Annotated in this window: 14 protein-coding genes; 7 read left to right on the forward strand and 7 right to left on the reverse strand. The window is 65.1% G+C overall.

All coding sequences use genetic code 11. From position 1 onward, the window contains the following. Window positions 1-3 precede the first annotated feature (3 nt). Entirely contained in the window at window positions 4-1,176 is a 1,173-nt protein-coding gene (locus CN97_RS05075) for a pyridoxal phosphate-dependent aminotransferase (protein ID WP_035707989.1), read from the reverse strand. Window positions 1,177-1,178: 2 nt separating this feature from the next. After that, entirely contained in the window at window positions 1,179-1,586 is a 408-nt protein-coding gene (locus tag CN97_RS05080; protein ID WP_035707992.1) for a universal stress protein, read from the reverse strand. 126 nt (window positions 1,587-1,712) lie between these two features. Between CN97_RS05080 and CN97_RS05085 the strand changes: the two genes are divergently transcribed. The 5 genes from CN97_RS05085 to adhP all read left to right on the forward strand — a co-directional run bounded on the left by CN97_RS05085 (window position 1,713) and on the right by adhP (window position 7,570). Then, entirely contained in the window at window positions 1,713-2,819 is a 1,107-nt protein-coding gene (locus CN97_RS05085) for a Ppx/GppA phosphatase family protein (protein ID WP_035707995.1), read from the forward strand. 11 nt (window positions 2,820-2,830) lie between these two features. Next, window positions 2,831-3,583 carry an RlmE family RNA methyltransferase gene (locus CN97_RS05090; protein ID WP_035707998.1) on the forward strand — a complete coding sequence of 251 codons (753 nt, stop codon included), beginning with the start codon at window positions 2,831-2,833 and terminating at the stop codon, window positions 3,581-3,583. A gap of 113 nt (window positions 3,584-3,696) precedes the next feature. Then, complete coding sequence (locus tag CN97_RS05095; protein WP_035708001.1) at window positions 3,697-4,656, forward strand: GAF domain-containing protein; 960 nt, start codon at window positions 3,697-3,699, stop codon at window positions 4,654-4,656. A 137-nt stretch (window positions 4,657-4,793) separates the two neighbouring features. Then, window positions 4,794-6,317 carry an aldehyde dehydrogenase gene (gene adh / locus CN97_RS05100; protein WP_035708003.1) on the forward strand — a complete coding sequence of 508 codons (1,524 nt, stop codon included), beginning with the start codon at window positions 4,794-4,796 and terminating at the stop codon, window positions 6,315-6,317. A 227-nt stretch (window positions 6,318-6,544) separates the two neighbouring features. Next, on the forward strand, window positions 6,545-7,570 hold the full coding sequence (gene adhP / locus CN97_RS05105; protein WP_035708005.1) for an alcohol dehydrogenase AdhP: 1,026 nt from the start codon (window positions 6,545-6,547) through the stop codon (window positions 7,568-7,570). A 24-nt stretch (window positions 7,571-7,594) separates the two neighbouring features. Here the strand turns inward: adhP and CN97_RS05110 are convergent, their stop codons facing one another. From CN97_RS05110 to hemB, 3 genes are all read right to left on the reverse strand, one after another. Beyond that, a complete protein-coding gene (locus CN97_RS05110) occupies window positions 7,595-8,098 on the reverse strand; it encodes a TIGR00645 family protein (RefSeq protein ID WP_035708008.1) in 504 nt (167 codons plus the stop codon). A gap of 75 nt (window positions 8,099-8,173) precedes the next feature. Next, complete coding sequence (locus tag CN97_RS05115; protein ID WP_035708011.1) at window positions 8,174-8,737, reverse strand: lipid-binding SYLF domain-containing protein; 564 nt, start codon at window positions 8,735-8,737, stop codon at window positions 8,174-8,176. A gap of 193 nt (window positions 8,738-8,930) precedes the next feature. Then, window positions 8,931-9,935: a porphobilinogen synthase gene (gene hemB / locus CN97_RS05120; protein WP_035708016.1), complete on the reverse strand. Its 1,005-nt coding sequence runs from the start codon at window positions 9,933-9,935 to the stop codon at window positions 8,931-8,933. Window positions 9,936-10,053: 118 nt separating this feature from the next. Here hemB and CN97_RS05125 point away from each other — a divergent pair, with 118 nt between their 5' ends. Together CN97_RS05125 and mfd are read left to right on the forward strand one after the other, a co-directional pair. Further along, on the forward strand, window positions 10,054-10,584 hold the full coding sequence (locus tag CN97_RS05125; protein ID WP_051910969.1) for a hypothetical protein: 531 nt from the start codon (window positions 10,054-10,056) through the stop codon (window positions 10,582-10,584). A 41-nt stretch (window positions 10,585-10,625) separates the two neighbouring features. Next, on the forward strand, window positions 10,626-14,156 hold the full coding sequence (mfd, locus tag CN97_RS05130) for a transcription-repair coupling factor (protein WP_051910994.1): 3,531 nt from the start codon (window positions 10,626-10,628) through the stop codon (window positions 14,154-14,156). A gap of 372 nt (window positions 14,157-14,528) precedes the next feature. Here the strand turns inward: mfd and CN97_RS05135 are convergent, their stop codons facing one another. Both CN97_RS05135 and trpE read right to left on the reverse strand, forming a co-directional pair. Continuing rightward, window positions 14,529-15,479, reverse strand: a complete 951-nt coding sequence (locus tag CN97_RS05135) for an aldo/keto reductase (RefSeq protein ID WP_035708019.1) — start codon at window positions 15,477-15,479, stop codon at window positions 14,529-14,531. Window positions 15,480-15,726: 247 nt separating this feature from the next. Further along, complete coding sequence (trpE, locus tag CN97_RS05140; protein ID WP_035708023.1) at window positions 15,727-17,238, reverse strand: anthranilate synthase component I; 1,512 nt, start codon at window positions 17,236-17,238, stop codon at window positions 15,727-15,729. Between the last annotated feature and the right edge of the window lie 5 nt (window positions 17,239-17,243).

Consider the following 17,243-nt stretch of genomic DNA (forward strand, 5'->3'; position numbering starts at 1 on the left):
GCTTCAGGCAGTGATATGTGCTGCGAACGCCAGCAGGCGCGCGAGAGCCTCTTCGAACGCCGGGTCGGGAATAGTCATCGCCACCCTGAGATGTCCGGCCGCCGCGGCGCCGAAACTCTCTCCCGGCATCACGGCGATACGTTCCTCCTCCAGGAGCCGACCGGCAAAATCGTTGCCCGAAAGCCCGGTCGCGCGAATGTCCAGCATCAGATACATCGCGCCTGAGGACGGCACGAGCCGAACCAGATTCTGATCCGCGATGAGTCGGGTGGCAATATCCCGGCGTCTGCGAAACGGCTCTGCGATGCGCTCCTCGAAATCCGGCCCGAGACGCAAAGCGTGAAGCGCCGCATCCTGAACGAAAGGGGCAACGCCATAGGTCGTGTTGGTCGCGAGAACCGCCAGCGCCTCGATCACCTCTGGCTCGGCCACCACCCAGCCCAGCCGGGATCCGGTCATCGCATGGCTCTTCGACATGGAGCCGACCACCAGCACCCGCTCCCGAATCGCGGGAAGCGCGCGGGGCGAGATGTGCTCGCCCTCCCATATCTGGGTGTCATAGACCTCGTCCGAGATCAGCCACAGGTCGGCTTCTGTGACAGCCTGCGCGATGCCGTCCAGCGTCGGCCGGTCATAGACCACGCCGGTCGGGTTGTTGGGGGTGTTGATGAGCAGCGTTTTTGCCCCCTTGGCCCGCGCCATGATGTCTTCAGCCTTGGGCTGGAAGGCGTCCCGGGAACGGGTGGGAACGGCAACCGGAACGCCGCCTGCCGCGCGGATCGTGCCGGGGTAGGTGGCGTAATAGGGATCGGCGTGCAACGCGCGATCCCCCTTGTCCAGAAGCGCCATATGCGATGCAAAAAGCGCGGCCTGACCGCCCGGCGTGATGATGACGTTCTCCGCTCCTGTGGGGACGCCCGTCCGCGCCGCGACCCGCGCCGCCACCTCCGCCCGCAGTTCGGGATTGCCCGGACCAAAAGCGTAGCCGGTGTTTCCGGCGCGCGTGCTTTGGTGCATCGCCTCCAGAATCACGGGATCGGTCTTGATGTCGTGCTCTCCGATGGTGAGCGACAACACGCGTTCCCCGCGCGCGAGAAGCTCTCGCGTGCGGTAGTAGATCTCCCAACCGTCGGTACCGGCGGCGGTGATCGCCTCAATCCTTGGCGAAATTCTCATGGTCAACGGCTGACGAGCACCGAGCATTGCGCATGGCGGACGACGCGCGCCGCAGTCGAGCCGATGAAGTAGGTGCTGAATCCCGGCTTGTGGGAGGCGATCATGATGAGGTCGGAGCCATGTTCTTCTGCCGCGGCCATGATCTCTGCAGCCGCTCCTCCGACGCGGATCTCCGGCACGACGCTCTCATAGCCGACAAGCAGGTCCTGCATGTCCTTCTCCGCGCGCCCGCTCTGGTTCATGAACAAATCGGGCGGGATTTCGGCCGTGACATAGGCGGGAATCGGCTCAACCACGTTTACGGCGCGAATGGTGCCGCCGGGTTCCGCCAGCTGTTTCGCCCGGTCGAGGAGCGCTTTCGCGGCATCTCCGTGATCGAGAGCAACGGCAACGAGAATGGATTTATACATGTCTTCCTCCAACAGGATGACGGGATGCTAGCAGCGCCCCGGCGGACCCGCTAGCGGAAGCTCGTGCTTGCGGAGGGAGCTGCCAGTGATTAGCTTGGACGCAACACGTTACCCGGAGGGCGTAAAATGACGCCCATGCGTCCCCAGGCTGCGGGCGCGATCCCTGTAGAGGTCGAACCGACCGCCGCCAAGACCCCCGAGACGGGCGAGCTTTATGCCGCGCTCGACCTTGGAACCAACAGCTGTCGGATGCTGGTGGCCGAACCGCGCGGCAACCAATTCCATGTGATCGACAGCTTCTCCAAAGCGGTTCAGCTGGGCATGGGGCTTGAAGCCTCCGGCCGGTTGTCGCGTGCCTCTATGGCGCGCACCGTTCAGGCCATGCGCATCTGTCAGCGCAAGCTGGAGACACATCGCGTCCGCAAGATGCGACTGGTCGCGACGGAGGCCTGCCGGCGCGCTCGCAACGGGCGGGAGCTTCTGCGTCAGATCCGGGCGGAAACGGGTCTCAGTCTCGAAATCATCCCGCCGGAGGAGGAGGCGCGGCTCGCCGTCATCTCCTGCGCGCCGCTTGTGTCGCACCGGACGGAGCAATTGCTGGTCGTGGATATCGGCGGCGGCTCGACGGAGCTAGTCTGGATCGACCTGTCGCAGGTGCCGCGGGCGGACAGGCCCGCTGCGATCATGCGCCTTCACCGGGGCTTCAATGCGCCGCAGCGCGGGCCGGCGGCCAAGGTGGTGGACTGGATTTCCGTGCCGCTCGGCGTGGCCACGCTTCGCGATCAGTTCGAGGATGTGGAGGACGACGCTGCCCGTTTCGCCCTGATGAGCTGGCACTTCGAGGAGAATCTGGCAAGTTTCTCCCCCTACAACGCGGAAAATCCGCGGGCGGGGTTCCAGATCATCGGCACGTCCGGGACTGTCACGACGGTTGCGGCGTCTTTTCTTGGACTGCGCCGCTATGACAGGAACAAGGTTGACGGGTTGAGGATGACCTCCGCCCAGATCGATTCGGTTATTCGCAACTACCTCACACTCGGCCCTGAAGGGCGGCGGGCGGACCCGCGCATCGGGCGCGACCGCCATGCGCTCATCATGTCCGGCTCCGCCATCCTGCAGGCGCTGATGCGCGTCTGGCCGACAGACCGGTTGTCCGTCGCGGATCGCGGTCTGAGGGAGGGGTTGCTCTACGCCCAGATGTCGGCCGACGGCGTGCTGACGGACGGCTTCTGACGAGGAAGAAGATGACGACGGAAAAAGGAACATCCGGTCGCGGCCAGCGCGAGCTTCGCGTTCGGGTCAAGACCGCCAAGGGGCGCAAGCTCTCCTCCACCCGCTGGCTGGAGCGGCAGCTGAACGACCCTTATGTGCAGCGCGCCCGGCGGGAAGGCTACCGGGGACGCGCGGCATTCAAGATCCTCGAACTGGACGACAAGTTTCACTTCCTCGTGCCCGGCGCACGTGTGGTCGACCTTGGTTGCGCGCCGGGGGGATGGAGCCAGGTGGCCGTCGCCCGGGTCAACGCGCTCGGGGATCGCGGAGGGAAGAAACAGGGCACCGTCCTCGGCGTCGACCTGCAGGAGGTGGAACCCATTGCAGGGGCGGAGTTGCACCAACTCGACTTTCTATCCGACGGTGCGGACGATGCGGTGCGGGGTTGGCTTGGCGGCAAGGCGGATGTGGTCATGTCGGACATGGCGGCGGCCTCCTCCGGGCACAAGCAGACCGATCACCTGCGCATCATGGCGCTCTGCGAGGCGGCGGCGTATTTCGCCTTCGACGTACTGGAGGAAGGCGGCACTTTCGTCGCCAAGGTCCTGGCCGGCGGGGCGGAGGCGGAGTTGCAGCAGTTGCTCAAGCAGAACTTCCGCAAGGTCGCCCATGTGAAGCCGCCGGCCAGCCGGTCGGACAGTTCGGAGAAGTTTGTCGTGGCCACCGGCTTCCGTGGCGGTTCACGTCGAGGCGAGGACATGGGTGAGGCGGCGGGGGAGGAGTAAGCCCCGCTGAGACGAGGTTTCCCGCTCATCTTTCGTCCCACGACAAGTTTATTGCTACATCGCCCCGACTGAGCCATCCTCTCTGCTGGAGACAGGACAGAGTGGAGGCTGGAATGTTCTCGCAATTCGAGAGGGGCCACGTCGAAAACGTGATGGCTGTCGCGGCGTCCGGGGAAGCCGTCCGATCGCCGGTCGCGGCATCCTGGCGTCGTTCCCTCGTTCACCACAAGCTGGATCCGGCGGAAAGTCATGCCGTGGCCCGTCCGGAAAACGCGGCGCTCAGGCACCGGAGGGAGCGGGTTGGCCCGCTCCTGCGGATCGCCGCGCCTGTGCTGGACCGTCTGGCCGGCGCCGCGCTCGACGCGGGTTGCGCCGTGTTGCTGACCGATGGCGACGGGCTGGTGATCGATGATCGTACCCGCAGTTCGGATCAGGCGTGGTTCTCCGGCGCAGGTCTTGTCGCAGGCGCCAACTGGAGCGAGTCGGAGGAAGGGACGAACGGGATCGGCACCTGCCTTGCGGAGCGGCGCCCCGTCATCATCCATCGCGGCCAACATTTCCGCGCGACCCATACGCAGCTTTCCTGCATGGGCGCGCCGGTCTTTGGCCCGGAAGGGCAACTCAGCGCGGTGATCGACGTCTCCTCTGTGCGCGGGGATTTGACGGAGGGCCATGCCCGGCTTGTCTCTCTCGCTGTCGTCGATGCCGCGCGGCGGATCGAGCGTGAGCTGTTCCGGGCAGCCTTCGCCACCGCCCGGATACTGACGCTGGAGGGACGTGACACCACCGGCCCGATCCTCTTCGCGGTTGACCGGGATGACCTCATCCTCGGTGCGACGCGTGCCGCACGGCGGAGCTTCGGCCTGACGGAGGACGATATTCTTGCCCGGCGGCCTGCCAGCGACATTCTGGGGGAGGACGGCCCCGGCGGGCTGGATGAGGCGGCGCGCTCGGAGATGCTGCGGGCATTGCACCGTGCGGGGGGAAATGTTTCTGCCGCTGCGCGGGAGCTCGGCATCGGACGCGCGACCTTCTATCGCAAGATGAAGCAATTCGGTGTGCAAATTTCCTGAGGACGCCGCTGCGCACTGTATCGCGGGTGAGACAGTTGCGGGCGCAGCATGGCCTCCCGGGGGCTTTATCGCGCGGCGTAATGTCTAAACTCTCCTATCAGACGGCCCGAGGAGGGGCCGACGAACAGGAGGAAATCATGGCAGACACCCAGACCCATTCGGAGCAGCACCACAAGTCTCCGTTCAAGAAGCGCTATGAGAACTACATCGGCGGCGAGTGGGTCGCTCCGAAGTCTGGCCGCTACATGGAGAACATCTCCCCGATGACCGGCAAGGTCGTCTGCGAGGTTGCGCGGTCGGACGGCAAGGATATCGAAGCGGCGCTCGACGCTGCGCACAAGGCGAAGGATGCCTGGGGTCGGACTTCGCCCACCGAACGGTCCAACATTCTGCTGAAGATCGCAGAACGGATCGAGCAGAACCTTGAGACCATCGCGACGGCCGAGACCTGGGACAACGGCAAGCCGCTGCGCGAGACGATGGCCGCGGACATCCCTCTGACGGCGGATCACTTCCGCTACTTCGCGGGCTGCATCCGGGCGCAGGAAGGCACGATCTCCCAGATCGACAACGACACTGTAGCGTACCATTTCCATGAGCCGCTGGGCGTAGTGGGCCAGATCATCCCGTGGAACTTCCCGATCCTGATGGGGGCATGGAAGCTCGCCCCTGCGCTGGCCGCCGGGAACTGCGTTGTGCTGAAACCGGCGGAGCAGACGCCGGCCTCCATCATGGTGCTGTTCGAGATCATAGGCGATCTGCTGCCGCCGGGCGTGGTCAACATCGTGAACGGGCTGGGGACGGAGGCGGGCAAGCCGCTCGCCGAAAACCCGCGCATCGCCAAGATCGCCTTTACCGGCTCCACCGAGGTGGGCAAGCTCATCATGGGCTATGCCGCGCAGAACGTGACGAACATCACGCTGGAACTGGGGGGCAAGTCGCCCAACATCTTCTTTGCCGATGTAATGGACGAGGACGACGGTTTCCTCGACAAGGCGCTGGAGGGGTTTGCGTTTTTTGCGCTGAACCAGGGCGAAGTCTGCACCTGTCCGTCCCGCGCCCTGGTGCACGAGTCGATCTACGACCGCTTCATGGAGAAGGCGCTGAAACGTGTTCAGGCGATCACGCAGGATGATCCGCTGAAACCCTCCACCATGATCGGCGCGCAGGCCTCCGTCGAGCAGTACGAGAAGATCATGGGCTATCTCGACATCGGCAAGCGCGAGGGCGCCAAGGTGCTGACGGGTGGCGAAGCCGCCAAGCTCGGCGGCGATCTGTCCAGCGGCTATTACATCCAGCCGACGGTCTTCGAGGGCAACAACAAGATGCGGGTCTTCCAGGAGGAGATCTTCGGGCCTGTCGTTTCCGTCACCACGTTCAAGACCGCAGATGAGGCGATCGAGATCGCCAACGATACGGTCTATGGTCTGGGCGCAGGCGTATGGAGCCGGGATGGCAACACCGCCTATCGCATGGGGCGCGCGATCCAGGCGGGTCGGGTCTGGACGAACTGCTACCACGTGTATCCCGCGGGCGCGGCCTTCGGTGGCTACAAGCAGTCCGGCATCGGGCGCGAGACGCACAAGATGATGCTCGACCATTACCAGGAAACCAAGAACATGCTGGTGAGCTACAGCGCCAGCAAGCTTGGCTTCTTCTGATCCCCTGAAGGTTCCCGGCGCGTCCGGGAACCAGACCCTCTGTTCGGCGCGGGCCAGTCTGGCCCGCTGCCGCAGGACAGTTCCGGTTCGGGTGCTATCCCCTCCACACCTTGACCGGCGCTGCGGACGGGCCGCCTTCCATGCGTGCCCGTCCGCCCCCCGCTTCAAGCATAAGACGCCTCCGCGTCCCCACGGCGTGGAGGCTTTTCATTGCCAAAGGAAACGTCATGCAGAAAACCATGAAAGCCGCCGTCGTCAGAGAGTTCGGCAAGCCGCTCGTCATCGAGGAAGCAAAGGTGCCGGAAGTCGCGCCGGGCACGGTTCTCGTCAAGATAGAAGCCTGCGGTGTCTGCCATACCGATCTGAATGCCGCGCATGGCGACTGGCCGGTGAAGCCCAAGCCTCCGTTCATCCCGGGACATGAGGGCGTCGGTCACGTGGTCGGCGTGGGCCAGGGCGTGACGTCCGTGAAGGAGGGAGACCGGGTGGGCGTGCCGTGGCTCTATACCGCCTGCGGCCATTGCGAGCACTGCCTGGGCGGCTGGGAGACGCTGTGCGAATTGCAGCAGAACACAGGCTATTCGGTGAACGGTGGTTTTGCCGAATATGTGCTCGCCGATCCGAACTATCTGGGCCATCTGCCGAAGGAGGTGGGTTTCGTTGAAATCGCGCCGGTCCTCTGCGCCGGTGTGACGGTCTACAAAGGTCTGAAGATGACGGATACGCGCCCAGGTGAATGGGTGGTGATCTCCGGGATCGGGGGGCTGGGCCACATGGCCGTGCAATATGCCAAGGCGATGGGGTTGCATGTCGCCGCTGTGGACATCGACGAGTCCAAGCTGAAACTCGCCCGAGAACTGGGGGCGGAGGTGACGGTCAACGCAAAGACCACCGATCCCGTGGCCGCCATCAAGAAGGAAATCGGCGGCGCGCATGGCGTTCTGGTGACCGCAGTGTCGCCCAAGGCGTTCGAGCAGGCGCTGAAATTCGCGCGTCGGGGGGGCACCATCGCACTGAATGGCCTGCCGCCCGGAGATTTTCCTCTGCCGATCTTCGACATGGTGCTGGAGGGGATTACGGTGCGCGGTTCCATCGTCGGCACCCGGCTCGATCTGGCGGAATCGCTGGATTTCGCGGGGCGCGGGCTTGTGCATGCCCACACCTCTACCGCCAAGCTGGAGGAGGTGAACGACGTCTTTTCCCGGATGGAGAAGGGGCAGATCGACGGACGCGTGGTATTGGATTTCGCATAAGGGAAGGGGGGCCGGAAGGCCCCCTTACTTCTTCGGCTTGGCCTTTACGGTGATCCAGTCCATCAGCGCCAGCAGCACACCGGAAATCACGAATACAAGGTGGATGATGACCATCCAGCGGATCTGCTCGGGCGAGGTCGAGGTGACATCCATGAACACCTTGAGCAGATGGATCCCCGAAATCGCCACGATGGAGGCGATGAGTTTCAGCTTGAGGCCCGAGAAGTCGACCGTCCCCTGCCATTCGGGGCGGTCCTCATGCCCGTCCATGTTCATCTTGGAGACGAAGTTCTCGTAGCCCGAGAAGATCACGATGAGGACGAGGTTCCCCGCCAGCGTCAGGTCGATCAGCGCCAGCGTCCCGAGGATCACGTCATACTGCGTGATATTGCCGAGATCGGTGAACAGATGCAGGAGCTCCTTCAGGAACCCCCATAGCAGCAGCAGAAGAGCCCCGACCAGCCCGATATACATCGGCGCCATCAGCCAGCGGCTGGCAAAGAGGCCACGTTCGATAAGCTTTTCCATGCCGCGCGGCTCCGGGTTGGGACTGGTCTCTGTCCGATGCCCGAGCTGTCCGCTTCCGTCAAGACGTGTGACGTGTCAGGGAATGATGCGGGTATATTTCGTGCCCGCCAGCGTCGCGCCGACCAGCAGTCCTGCCTGACCGAAGACCAGCGCGATGACTGGCGCCAGCGCCGTTGTCGTGTCGAGCCCGAGGTTGCCGCCCTGATCGAAAACCGCGTATTTGAGGTCTGCCCCTGCGGCCCAGCCTTCTCCTGCGCGGAACTGGGCGAGCGACTGCTCCGTCATGAAGAACAGCGCATGGGCATATTGCTGCGCGCCGATCTGCAACCCGGCCGAGACCTTGGTTGCGGAGTAATAGTCCACCGTCACGTCATTGATGCGAAGCGCACCCTGACCGTAGGCGCCGCCGAAGCCGAACCCGGCCTCCGTCATCAGCGGGATGTAGAGCACCCCCTGCGACTTGGCGGCGAGATCGACGGTGCCGGGATAGCGGCTGAACAGGAAGTCACGCGTGGCATCCACGCGGGCATCAATGCGTTGGGAATTCGCAGTACCCACGCCGTTCCCGCAGGCCGCCGTGAGGCCGAGCGCCGCGCCGCCTGTCGCGATGAAGAAGCCCCTGCGGGAAATCTGGACCATCTGCTGCCCTTTTCGAGAACCGTTACCCGGCGTTGGTTGTCTCGGCCCGCCGCAAATTCGGCGCTCCGGTTGGGCCGGGAGGCTATCCTGTGAGACAAGGCTTGTCACCCCTGCCGCCGCATCGGCGGCCATCAGGAAGAACACAAGCCCGTCAAGGCGCCATGACCCCCGGATTAACCCCTGTGCCTTCCGCTCAGAAGCTCGGTGCAAGCATGCGTGCGACGCGCGGGGCGAAATAGGTCAGGATGCCGTGGCAACCCGCGCGCTTGAAGGCCATCAGGCTTTCCACCACGACCTTGTCGCCGTCCAGCCAGCCGTTGCGGATCGCGCCTTCCAGCATCGCGTATTCACCCGATACCTGATAGGCGAAGGTCGGCACGCCGAAACGGTCGCGCACCCGGCGACAGATGTCGAGATAGGGCATCCCCGGCTTCACCATCACCATGTCCGCGCCCTCCGCCAGATCGCGTTCGACAAGGCGGAGCGCCTCCTCCGCATTCGCGGGGTTCATCTGGTAGGTTTTCTTGTCGCCGACGAGCCGGCCCGAGGCCCCCACCGCATCGCGGAACGGGCCATAAAAGGCGGAGGCGTATTTCGCCGAATAGGACAGGATCGCCACGTCCTGATGGCCCGCGGCCTCCAGCGCTGCCCGCATCGCCCCGATCCGGCCATCCATCATGTCGGAAGGACCGAGGATATCCGCCCCCGCATCCGCCTGCGCCAGCGCCATTTTCACCAGCGCTTCGACCGTCTCGTCGTTGACGATGATGCCGTCCTTCACGAAGCCGTCGTGCCCGTTGGCATTGTAGGGATCGAGCGCGATATCCGTCATGATGGCAATTTCCGGCACCTCTGCCTTGATTGCCCGGATCGCCCGGTTGACGAGGTTTTCGTCGCTCCACGCTTCTTCACAGGTTTCCGTGCGGCGTTCGGCATCGGTATAGGGAAAGAGGCACAGCGCCGGGATGCCGAGCGTCGCCGCCTCTTCCGCCGCCCGCACGGCACGGTCGATGGAGAGCCGCTCCACCCCCGGCATGGAGGCGATGGGTTCCGCGATGTCATAGCCGTCGCGCACGAAGATCGGCCAGATGAGATCACCGACCGCCAGCGTATTCTCCTGCGCCAGAGACCGGATCTGCGCGGAACGGCGAAGCCGGCGCAGGCGGGTGGCAGGATAGGCGGCGAGGGTGGCTGGCATGACGGCTCTCCTTCTGGCTGCGCCTTGCCTGCCACGGAGAACCGTCCATCTCAAGGGTAGGATTCGCGGCAACGCAGCGATACGGTACCGCAACAGGCGAGAGGCGAGACCAACCGACGTGCTGAACTGGTATTCCATGCTGGCCGGATTGATAGACGTCCGGTCGTTCTCCAGCCTGTGGTTCTGGGCGATGCTCGCCGTGATGTGGTTTCTCCTCGGGCAGCGGGTGGCGGGTGTGCCGGTGGATGTCCTCGCCGCCGCCCATGCCGACCGGCCGGGCAGCATGGCGGAACTGGAGGAGGTCTCGCGGCTCTCGGCGCTTCGGCTTGCGCGGCGTTATGCGGCCTTCGGATTGCTGACCGTTGCGACCGCCTTCTTCCTGCTTGCCTCGCTGATGATCACAGGCTGGGGGTACGGGATAGAGCTCGGACAGGCGGTGTTCCTCCTGCTTCTGCCGTTGATGCTGGTACGCGGGCTGGACCTCTGGACAGCGCAACGGATCCTGTCGCACGGGCTGGCGGGGGAGAGATTGCGCTCTGCCCTGTTCTGGCAGAGGTTCCGGGTCCAATGCCTGGGGATCGTGTTCATTCTTGTCACTGCGCTCTGGGGAATGTGGCGGAACCTGACGGTCTCGGCCCTTGGCAGTTGACTTCGCCGCATGCGTGATTACCTCACCCGAAAATGGATGACATGACCCGCCCCAAAGGCCAGACAGTCACCCTCGGCGGCGCGCCGGAGGGATTTGACGCGCGCCTGCTCGCCCGAGAAGTCGAAAGACAGAACCGTCCGGTGATCCATATCGCCCGCGACGGGCGGCGGATGGAGGAGATGCGCCGCGCGCTGACCTTCTTCGCGCCCAGTCTTCCCGTGCTCGACCTGCCTGCGTGGGACTGCCTGCCCTATGACCGCGTTTCGCCCAATCCTGAGGTGACGGCGGCGCGCATGGCGACGCTGGCGGCGCTGGCGCGGGGGGTTCCGGGCAATTTCGTCCTGCTCACCACGCTCAACGCGGCGACACAGCGGCTACCGATGCGCGATCTGCTGCGGGATGCCTCCTTCAGCGCGAAGGTGGGCCAGCGGGTCGATGAGATGGGCTTGCGGGCCTATCTTGCGCGCATGGGTTTCACCCAAAGCCCCACGGTGACGGAGGCAGGGGATTTTGCGGTGCGGGGCGGCATCGTGGACATTTTCCCGCCGGGCGACACAGGGCCGATACGGCTCGACTTCTTCGGCGACGTTCTGGAGAGCGCGCGCCGATTTGACGCCGCGACTCAGCGAACCACCGACAAGCTGGACCGGATCGCCCTTGCCCCCATGTCGGAGGTGGTGCTGGACGATGCCTCGATCACCCGGTTCCGCCAGAATTATCGGCTGGAATTCGGTGCCGGCGGATCAGACGACCCGCTGTATGAGGCGGTAAGCGCAGGGCGGCGGCAGCAGGGGATGGAGCACTGGCTGCCGTTCTTCCATGAGCGGCTGGAGACGATCTTCGATTACCTGCCGGATGCGGGCGTGATGCTGGACGATCAGGTGACGCCCACGCGGCTCGCTCGATGGGAAGCGGTGGACGACGCCTATGATGCCCGGCGCGAGGCGATGGTGCAGAAGGGGCGGACCGACTCGGTCTACAAGCCCTGTCCGCCGGGCCTTCTCTATCTGGACGATGCTGCATGGGAGGCAGCGGTCGGGGGCCACCGTGTCGTGCAACTTTCCCCGCTGCCCCAGGCGCCGGGGCCGGGCGTGGTGGATGCGGGGGGGCGCGTCGGTCGGAATTTCGCCCCTGAGCGGCAACAGGAAAGCGTGAGCCTGTTCGGCGCGCTGGCCGATCATGTGCGCGCGAAACGCAAGGACAGCCAGGTCGTGATCGCCTCCTTCTCCGAGGGCCCGCGGGAGCGGCTGAGGGGGTTGCTGGAGGATCAGGGCCTGACGGCCTCCCGTGATGTGGAGGACGTGCGCGAGGTGCCCGAGGGCAAGGGCGGGCTGTTCCTTGCTGTCTGGCCGCTGGCGCAGGGGTTCGAGGCTCCCGGCCTGACGGTCATCTCGGAACAGGACGTGCTGGGCGACCGCATGGTGGGCCGGCCGAAGCGCAAGCGGAAGGCGGAGAACTTCCTGTCGGAAGCGCAATCGCTCAGCCCCGGCGATCTGGTCGTGCATGTGGAACACGGCGTGGGGCGCTACACCGGGTTGGAGACGATCACCGCGATGGGCGCGCCGCACGAGTGCATCGCACTCGAATATGCAGGCGGCGACCGGCTGTTCCTGCCGGTGGAAAACATCGAACTCCTCTCCCGCTACGGGCATGAGGATGGGCTGCTCGACAAGCTGGGCGGCGGCGCGTGGCAGGCGAAGAAAGCCAAGCTGAAGGAGCGTATCCGGCAGATCGCCGAAAAACTCATGCGGATCGCCGCCGAGCGCCACCTCCGTTCCGCCCCCGTCTACGACCCGCCGCATGGCATCTGGGAGAGTTTCGAGGCGCGCTTCCCCTATCAGGAGACGGAGGATCAGCTCTCCGCCATCGCGGACGTGATGCACGACCTGGAGGCAGGCGTGCCGATGGACCGGCTCGTGGTGGGCGATGTGGGCTTCGGCAAGACGGAGGTCGCGATCCGCGCCGCCTTTGCCGCGGTGCTGGGCGGGGGTCAGGTCGCGGTGATCTGTCCCACGACGCTGCTCGCCCGTCAGCATTACCGCAGCTTCGCCGACCGCTTTCGCGGCTTCCCCGTCACGGTGCGGCAGCTGTCGCGTTTCGTTCCGGCCAAGGAAGCGGCGAAGACGCGGGAGGGGATGGCAGACGGGACGATCGACATCGTCGTCGGCACCCATGCGCTGCTTGCCAAGGGGGTCCGGTTCAAGAACCTCGGCCTCATGGTCATCGACGAGGAGCAGCATTTTGGCGTCTCCCACAAGGAACGCCTGAAGGAGATGCGGACGGATGTTCACGTCCTGACGCTGACCGCGACGCCGATCCCCCGCACGTTGCAACTGTCGCTGACGGGGGTGCGTGACCTCTCCATCATCGGCACGCCGCCTGTGGATCGACTGGCGATCCGCACCTATGTGTCGGAGTTCGACGGCGTGACCATCCGGGAGGCGCTTTTGCGCGAACGCTATCGCGGCGGGCAGTCCTTCATCGTGGTTCCCCGGATCGCGGACCTCCCGGATATGGAAGGCTTCCTCAAGGAACATGTGCCGGAGGTAAGCTACATTGTCGCCCACGGGCAGCTTGCGGCAGGTGATCTCGACCAGCGGATGAACGATTTCTACGACGGCAAGGCGGATGTTCTGCTGGCCACCACCATCGTGGAATCCGGCCTGGATATTCCGACCGCCAACACGATGGTCGTGCACCGGGCGGACATGTTCGGGCTGGCCCAGCTTTACCAGATACGCGGACGGGTCGGCCGGTCCAAGACACGGGCCTATTGCTTCCTGACGACGAAGCCGCGCGCGCCGCTGACGCCTGCCGCGCAGAAGCGGCTGCGGCTCCTTGGGTCTCTGGACAGCCTCGGCGCGGGCTTCACGCTGGCGAGCCAGGACCTGGACCTCCGGGGCGCGGGCAACCTGCTGGGGGAGGAGCAGTCCGGCCACATCAAGGAAGTGGGCTACGAACTCTATCAGTCGATGCTGGAGGAGACGATCCAGAAGCTGCGCTCGGGGGAGATCGACGGGCTGACCGACGATGGCGAATGGTCGCCGCAGATCAACCTTGGTGTGCCGGTGCTGATCCCGGAGGATTACGTCCCGGATCTCGATGTGCGTCTGGGCCTCTACCGGCGGCTCTCCACACTGACGACGAAGGTGGAACTCGAAGGCTTCGCGGCGGAACTGATCGACAGGTTCGGACCGCTGCCGAAGGAGGTCAACACGCTCTTGCTCATCGTGCGGATCAAGGCGCTTTGCAAACGTGCGGGCATCGCACGGCTGGACGGTGGGCCCAAGGGCTGCACGGTGCAGTTCCACAAGGACAAGTTCGCCAATCCTGCCGGTCTGGTCGAATTTCTCCATGCCGAGGGCAATGCCGCCCGCATCAAGGACAACAAGGTGGTCATCCTGCGAGACTGGGCTAAGGAGGGCGACAAGATCAAGGGCGCCTTCGCCATCGCCCGTGACCTGGCCCAGAAGGTCGTCGATGCGGAGAAGTCTCGCAAACGGCCCGACACCGGTCCGCTGCCCGAAGGCAAAGCCGCGACGAAGGCCGTTCCGGCACCGCGCCGCCGGTAAGGGGAGGGCTGGTCTCGGAGGCATCGAGCCTCCTCCACCAGCGTTGCCACGGACGAACCTTGCGGAGAGCCACAGGGCCGTAGGTCAACGGCAGCGTTACCCAGCCGCTTTCCTTGCGCGTTGGCGGGCGGCAAAGATTTTCCTCGTTCCTCGTTCCTCGTTCCTCGCTCCTCGCGCTTGGCCGGCAAGCGGCATCACCACGCGCTCTGTCCCGGGGTCAGCGCCGCCGACAGTACGCGTTGCTCCCTGATGCGCTCTCCTGGTTCCTGTTGAACTGTTCTGTCTGTGCCCGATCACAGGGACAGGCGGAACAGTTCACCCGCGGCGGCTTTGTCCGAGCGCGGGTGCGCAGTCGCGGGGAGAGTGGTTGGCTCACTCACCCGCGCGGGTAAGGAGGTCGATCTCCTCGGCCTTCAGGTCGATCATCGCCGCGCGGGCGAAGCTGATGACCTGTTCCTCTCGCGTCGCGGAGGCGATGGGAGCGGTGACGCCCTTCCGGGCGATCAGCCAGGCGAGCGCGATCTCTGCCGGTTGCGCCCCATGAGCCTCCGCCACACGGTCGAGCGCATCGAGGATGCGCAGCCCTTTGGGTGTCAGATAGCCCTTGGCCTTGCCGCCCCGTGCGCTTTGACCAAGGTCGGCCTCGTCGCGATACTTGCCGCTGAGGAAACCGGAGGCGAGCGCGTAGTAGCAGACGACACCGATATCCTCCGCGATGCACAGGTCGCGGAGCGGCCCTTCAAACTTCTCCCGGTCGTAGAGGTTGTATTCCGGCTGGAGCACGCCATAGCGGGGCAGGCCTTCTGCGGCGGCCACGTCGAGCGCAGCGCGGAGCTGTCCTGCGTCGAAGTTGGAGCAGCCGATGGCGCCGATCTTGCCCGCTTTCAGAAGGCGGGAATAGGCATCCAACGTTTCCTCATGCGGGGTCGAATCGGGAAAGTGGGAGAAGTAGAGGTCGATGTGCTCCACCTGCAACCGGCGAAGCGAATCCTCGACGGCCTCCATGATCCAGGCCGCGCCAAGCCCCTTGTGGCCCGGCTTGCCCATGTCCGAGCCGACCTTGGTGAAGATCTTCACCCTGTCGCGCAGGCCGGGGCGGGTCTGAAGCCAGCGGCCGATGATCGTCTCCGACTCGCCGCCCTGATTGCCCTGCGCCCAGCGGGAATAGACATCGGCGGTGTCGATGGCGTTGAAACCATGGTCCACAAAGGCATCAAGCACGCGGAAGCTCTGCGCCTCGTCGATGGTCCAGCCGAAAACGTTGCCGCCGAAAACGAGCGGCGCGATGTCGATGCCGGTCCGGCCAAGTGGTCTGGTCTGCATGGGATGTCCTTTCCTTGGTGGTCTGAGCAGACACCCAAGGCTGCCCGAGATCCACCCCTAAGCGGCATTGCTCCGGGACCAGACCTCCGGCCATATGCTTTGGACGCGGGGATTGGCATGGAAGGGGGATGGCCCCCGGACTCCCGCGCCTGCAGTCATCGGTCGCGTGCCGTCATGCCGGGCCGCTGTCGCGAGCATCGCAGCGGCGGCGTGTCTCGCCGTCGCTACCGCAACCGGCGCCGCGCTGTCAGCCGTTGCCGCGGCGGACGAAAAGCCCCGCATCTTCGGCCGCGCGACGGAGCGCGCGCGATTTGTTCACCGTCTCCATCCATTCGGACTCAGGGTCGCTGTCGAAGACCACGCCGCCCCCCGCCTGAACGTAGAGTTTCTGATCCTTCAAGACCCCGGTGCGGAGGGCGATGCACATGTCCATCTCGCCATTGGCGGAGAAATAGCCGACGCCGCCGCCATAGACGCCGCGCTTCTCCGGCTCCAGCTCGTCGATGATCTGCATCGCCCGGACCTTCGGCGCGCCGGAGACGGTGCCTGCGGGCAGACCCGCCAGAAGGGCGGAGAGCGCATCCTGACCCTCCGCCAGCTGGCCCACCACGTTGGAGACGATGTGCATGACGTGGCTGTAGCGCTCGATGGTGAACTTCTCGGTCGGATGGACGGTGCCCACCCGCGCCACGCGGCCCACGTCGTTCCGCCCGAGGTCGAGCAGCATCAGATGCTCCGCCCGCTCCTTCGGGTCGGCGAGCAGGTCGGCTTCCAGCGCGCGATCCTCCTCCGGCGTCGCGCCACGGGGTCGGGTGCCCGCGATCGGGCGGACAGTCACCTCACCATCGCGGAGGCGCACGAGAATCTCCGGGCTGGCCCCGATGATCTGGAAATCGCCGAAGTTGAAGAAGAACATGAAAGGAGAGGGGTTGGTCCGCCGCAGGCTCCGATAAAGCGCAAAGGGCGGCAGGCGGAAATCCTGCGTCCAGCGCTGCGCCGGAACCACCTGAAAGATGTCACCCGCGCGGATGTATTCCTTGGCCTTCTCCACGGCGGCCTTGTAGCCCTCCTTGGTGAAGTTGGAGGCGGGCTCGCCCACGGGAGCTGTCTCGTGGAATACCCGGTTGTCGCTTTCCACGCTACGGTCGAGATCGCGGAGGGCGTCCATAACCCGCTCCGCCGCCTGCGCATAGGCGGCCCGCGCACCCAGACCGGAGGAAACCCATGCGGGTGAGACGATCGTCACCTCGCCCTTCACCCCGTCCAGAACGGCAATGACGGAGGGGCGGATCATCACCGCATCCGGTGCGCCGATCGGGTCCGGGCCGGGGGTGCCCAGCCTCTCCACCAGCCGGATCATGTCGTAGCCGAGGTAACCGAAAAGGCCGCAGGCGATGGCGGGGAGGTCGGCGGGCATCTCCACCCGCGATTCCTCGATGAGCGCGCGCAGCGTTTCGAGAGGGGAGCCGGGCAGAGTCTCGAAGGCGGCCGCGTCGAAGCGCGCCTGCCGGTTGATGCGGCTTTCCTCTCCCCGGCAATCCCAGATCAGGTCGGGTTTCATGCCGATGACAGAGAACCGACCCCGCACCTCTCCTCCCGTCACGGATTCCAGCAGGAAGCTGTCGGCCCGCGCCTCCGCGAGCTTCAGCATGAGCGAGACGGGCGTATCCAGATCTGCGGCGAGCCGAGTGTAGACAAGCTGGTTTTGGCCGGCATTCCAGCCGGCCTCGAAAGCGTCGAAGGAGGGTACAAGAGCCACGTCTG

The sequence above is a fragment of the Haematobacter massiliensis genome, assembly GCF_000740795.1.
In the GTDB taxonomy this organism is placed as follows: Bacteria; Pseudomonadota; Alphaproteobacteria; order Rhodobacterales; family Rhodobacteraceae; genus Haematobacter; species Haematobacter massiliensis.

What these genes read in the sequence shown, in the direction of transcription:
- CN97_RS05075 (WP_035707989.1), bottom strand. Translation starts at nt 1,176, where the DNA reads ATGAGAATTTCGCCAAGGATTGAGGCGATCACCGCCGCCGGTACCGAC.
- CN97_RS05080 (WP_035707992.1), bottom strand. Translation starts at nt 1,586, where the DNA reads ATGTATAAATCCATTCTCGTTGCCGTTGCTCTCGATCACGGAGATGCC.
- CN97_RS05085 (WP_035707995.1), top strand. Translation starts at nt 1,713, where the DNA reads ATGACGCCCATGCGTCCCCAGGCTGCGGGCGCGATCCCTGTAGAGGTC.
- CN97_RS05090 (WP_035707998.1), top strand. Translation starts at nt 2,831, where the DNA reads ATGACGACGGAAAAAGGAACATCCGGTCGCGGCCAGCGCGAGCTTCGC.
- CN97_RS05095 (WP_035708001.1), top strand. Translation starts at nt 3,697, where the DNA reads ATGTTCTCGCAATTCGAGAGGGGCCACGTCGAAAACGTGATGGCTGTC.
- adh (WP_035708003.1), top strand. Translation starts at nt 4,794, where the DNA reads ATGGCAGACACCCAGACCCATTCGGAGCAGCACCACAAGTCTCCGTTC.
- adhP (WP_035708005.1), top strand. Translation starts at nt 6,545, where the DNA reads ATGCAGAAAACCATGAAAGCCGCCGTCGTCAGAGAGTTCGGCAAGCCG.
- CN97_RS05110 (WP_035708008.1), bottom strand. Translation starts at nt 8,098, where the DNA reads ATGGAAAAGCTTATCGAACGTGGCCTCTTTGCCAGCCGCTGGCTGATG.
- CN97_RS05115 (WP_035708011.1), bottom strand. Translation starts at nt 8,737, where the DNA reads ATGGTCCAGATTTCCCGCAGGGGCTTCTTCATCGCGACAGGCGGCGCG.
- hemB (WP_035708016.1), bottom strand. Translation starts at nt 9,935, where the DNA reads ATGCCAGCCACCCTCGCCGCCTATCCTGCCACCCGCCTGCGCCGGCTT.
- mfd (WP_051910994.1), top strand. Translation starts at nt 10,626, where the DNA reads ATGACCCGCCCCAAAGGCCAGACAGTCACCCTCGGCGGCGCGCCGGAG.
- CN97_RS05135 (WP_035708019.1), bottom strand. Translation starts at nt 15,479, where the DNA reads ATGCAGACCAGACCACTTGGCCGGACCGGCATCGACATCGCGCCGCTC.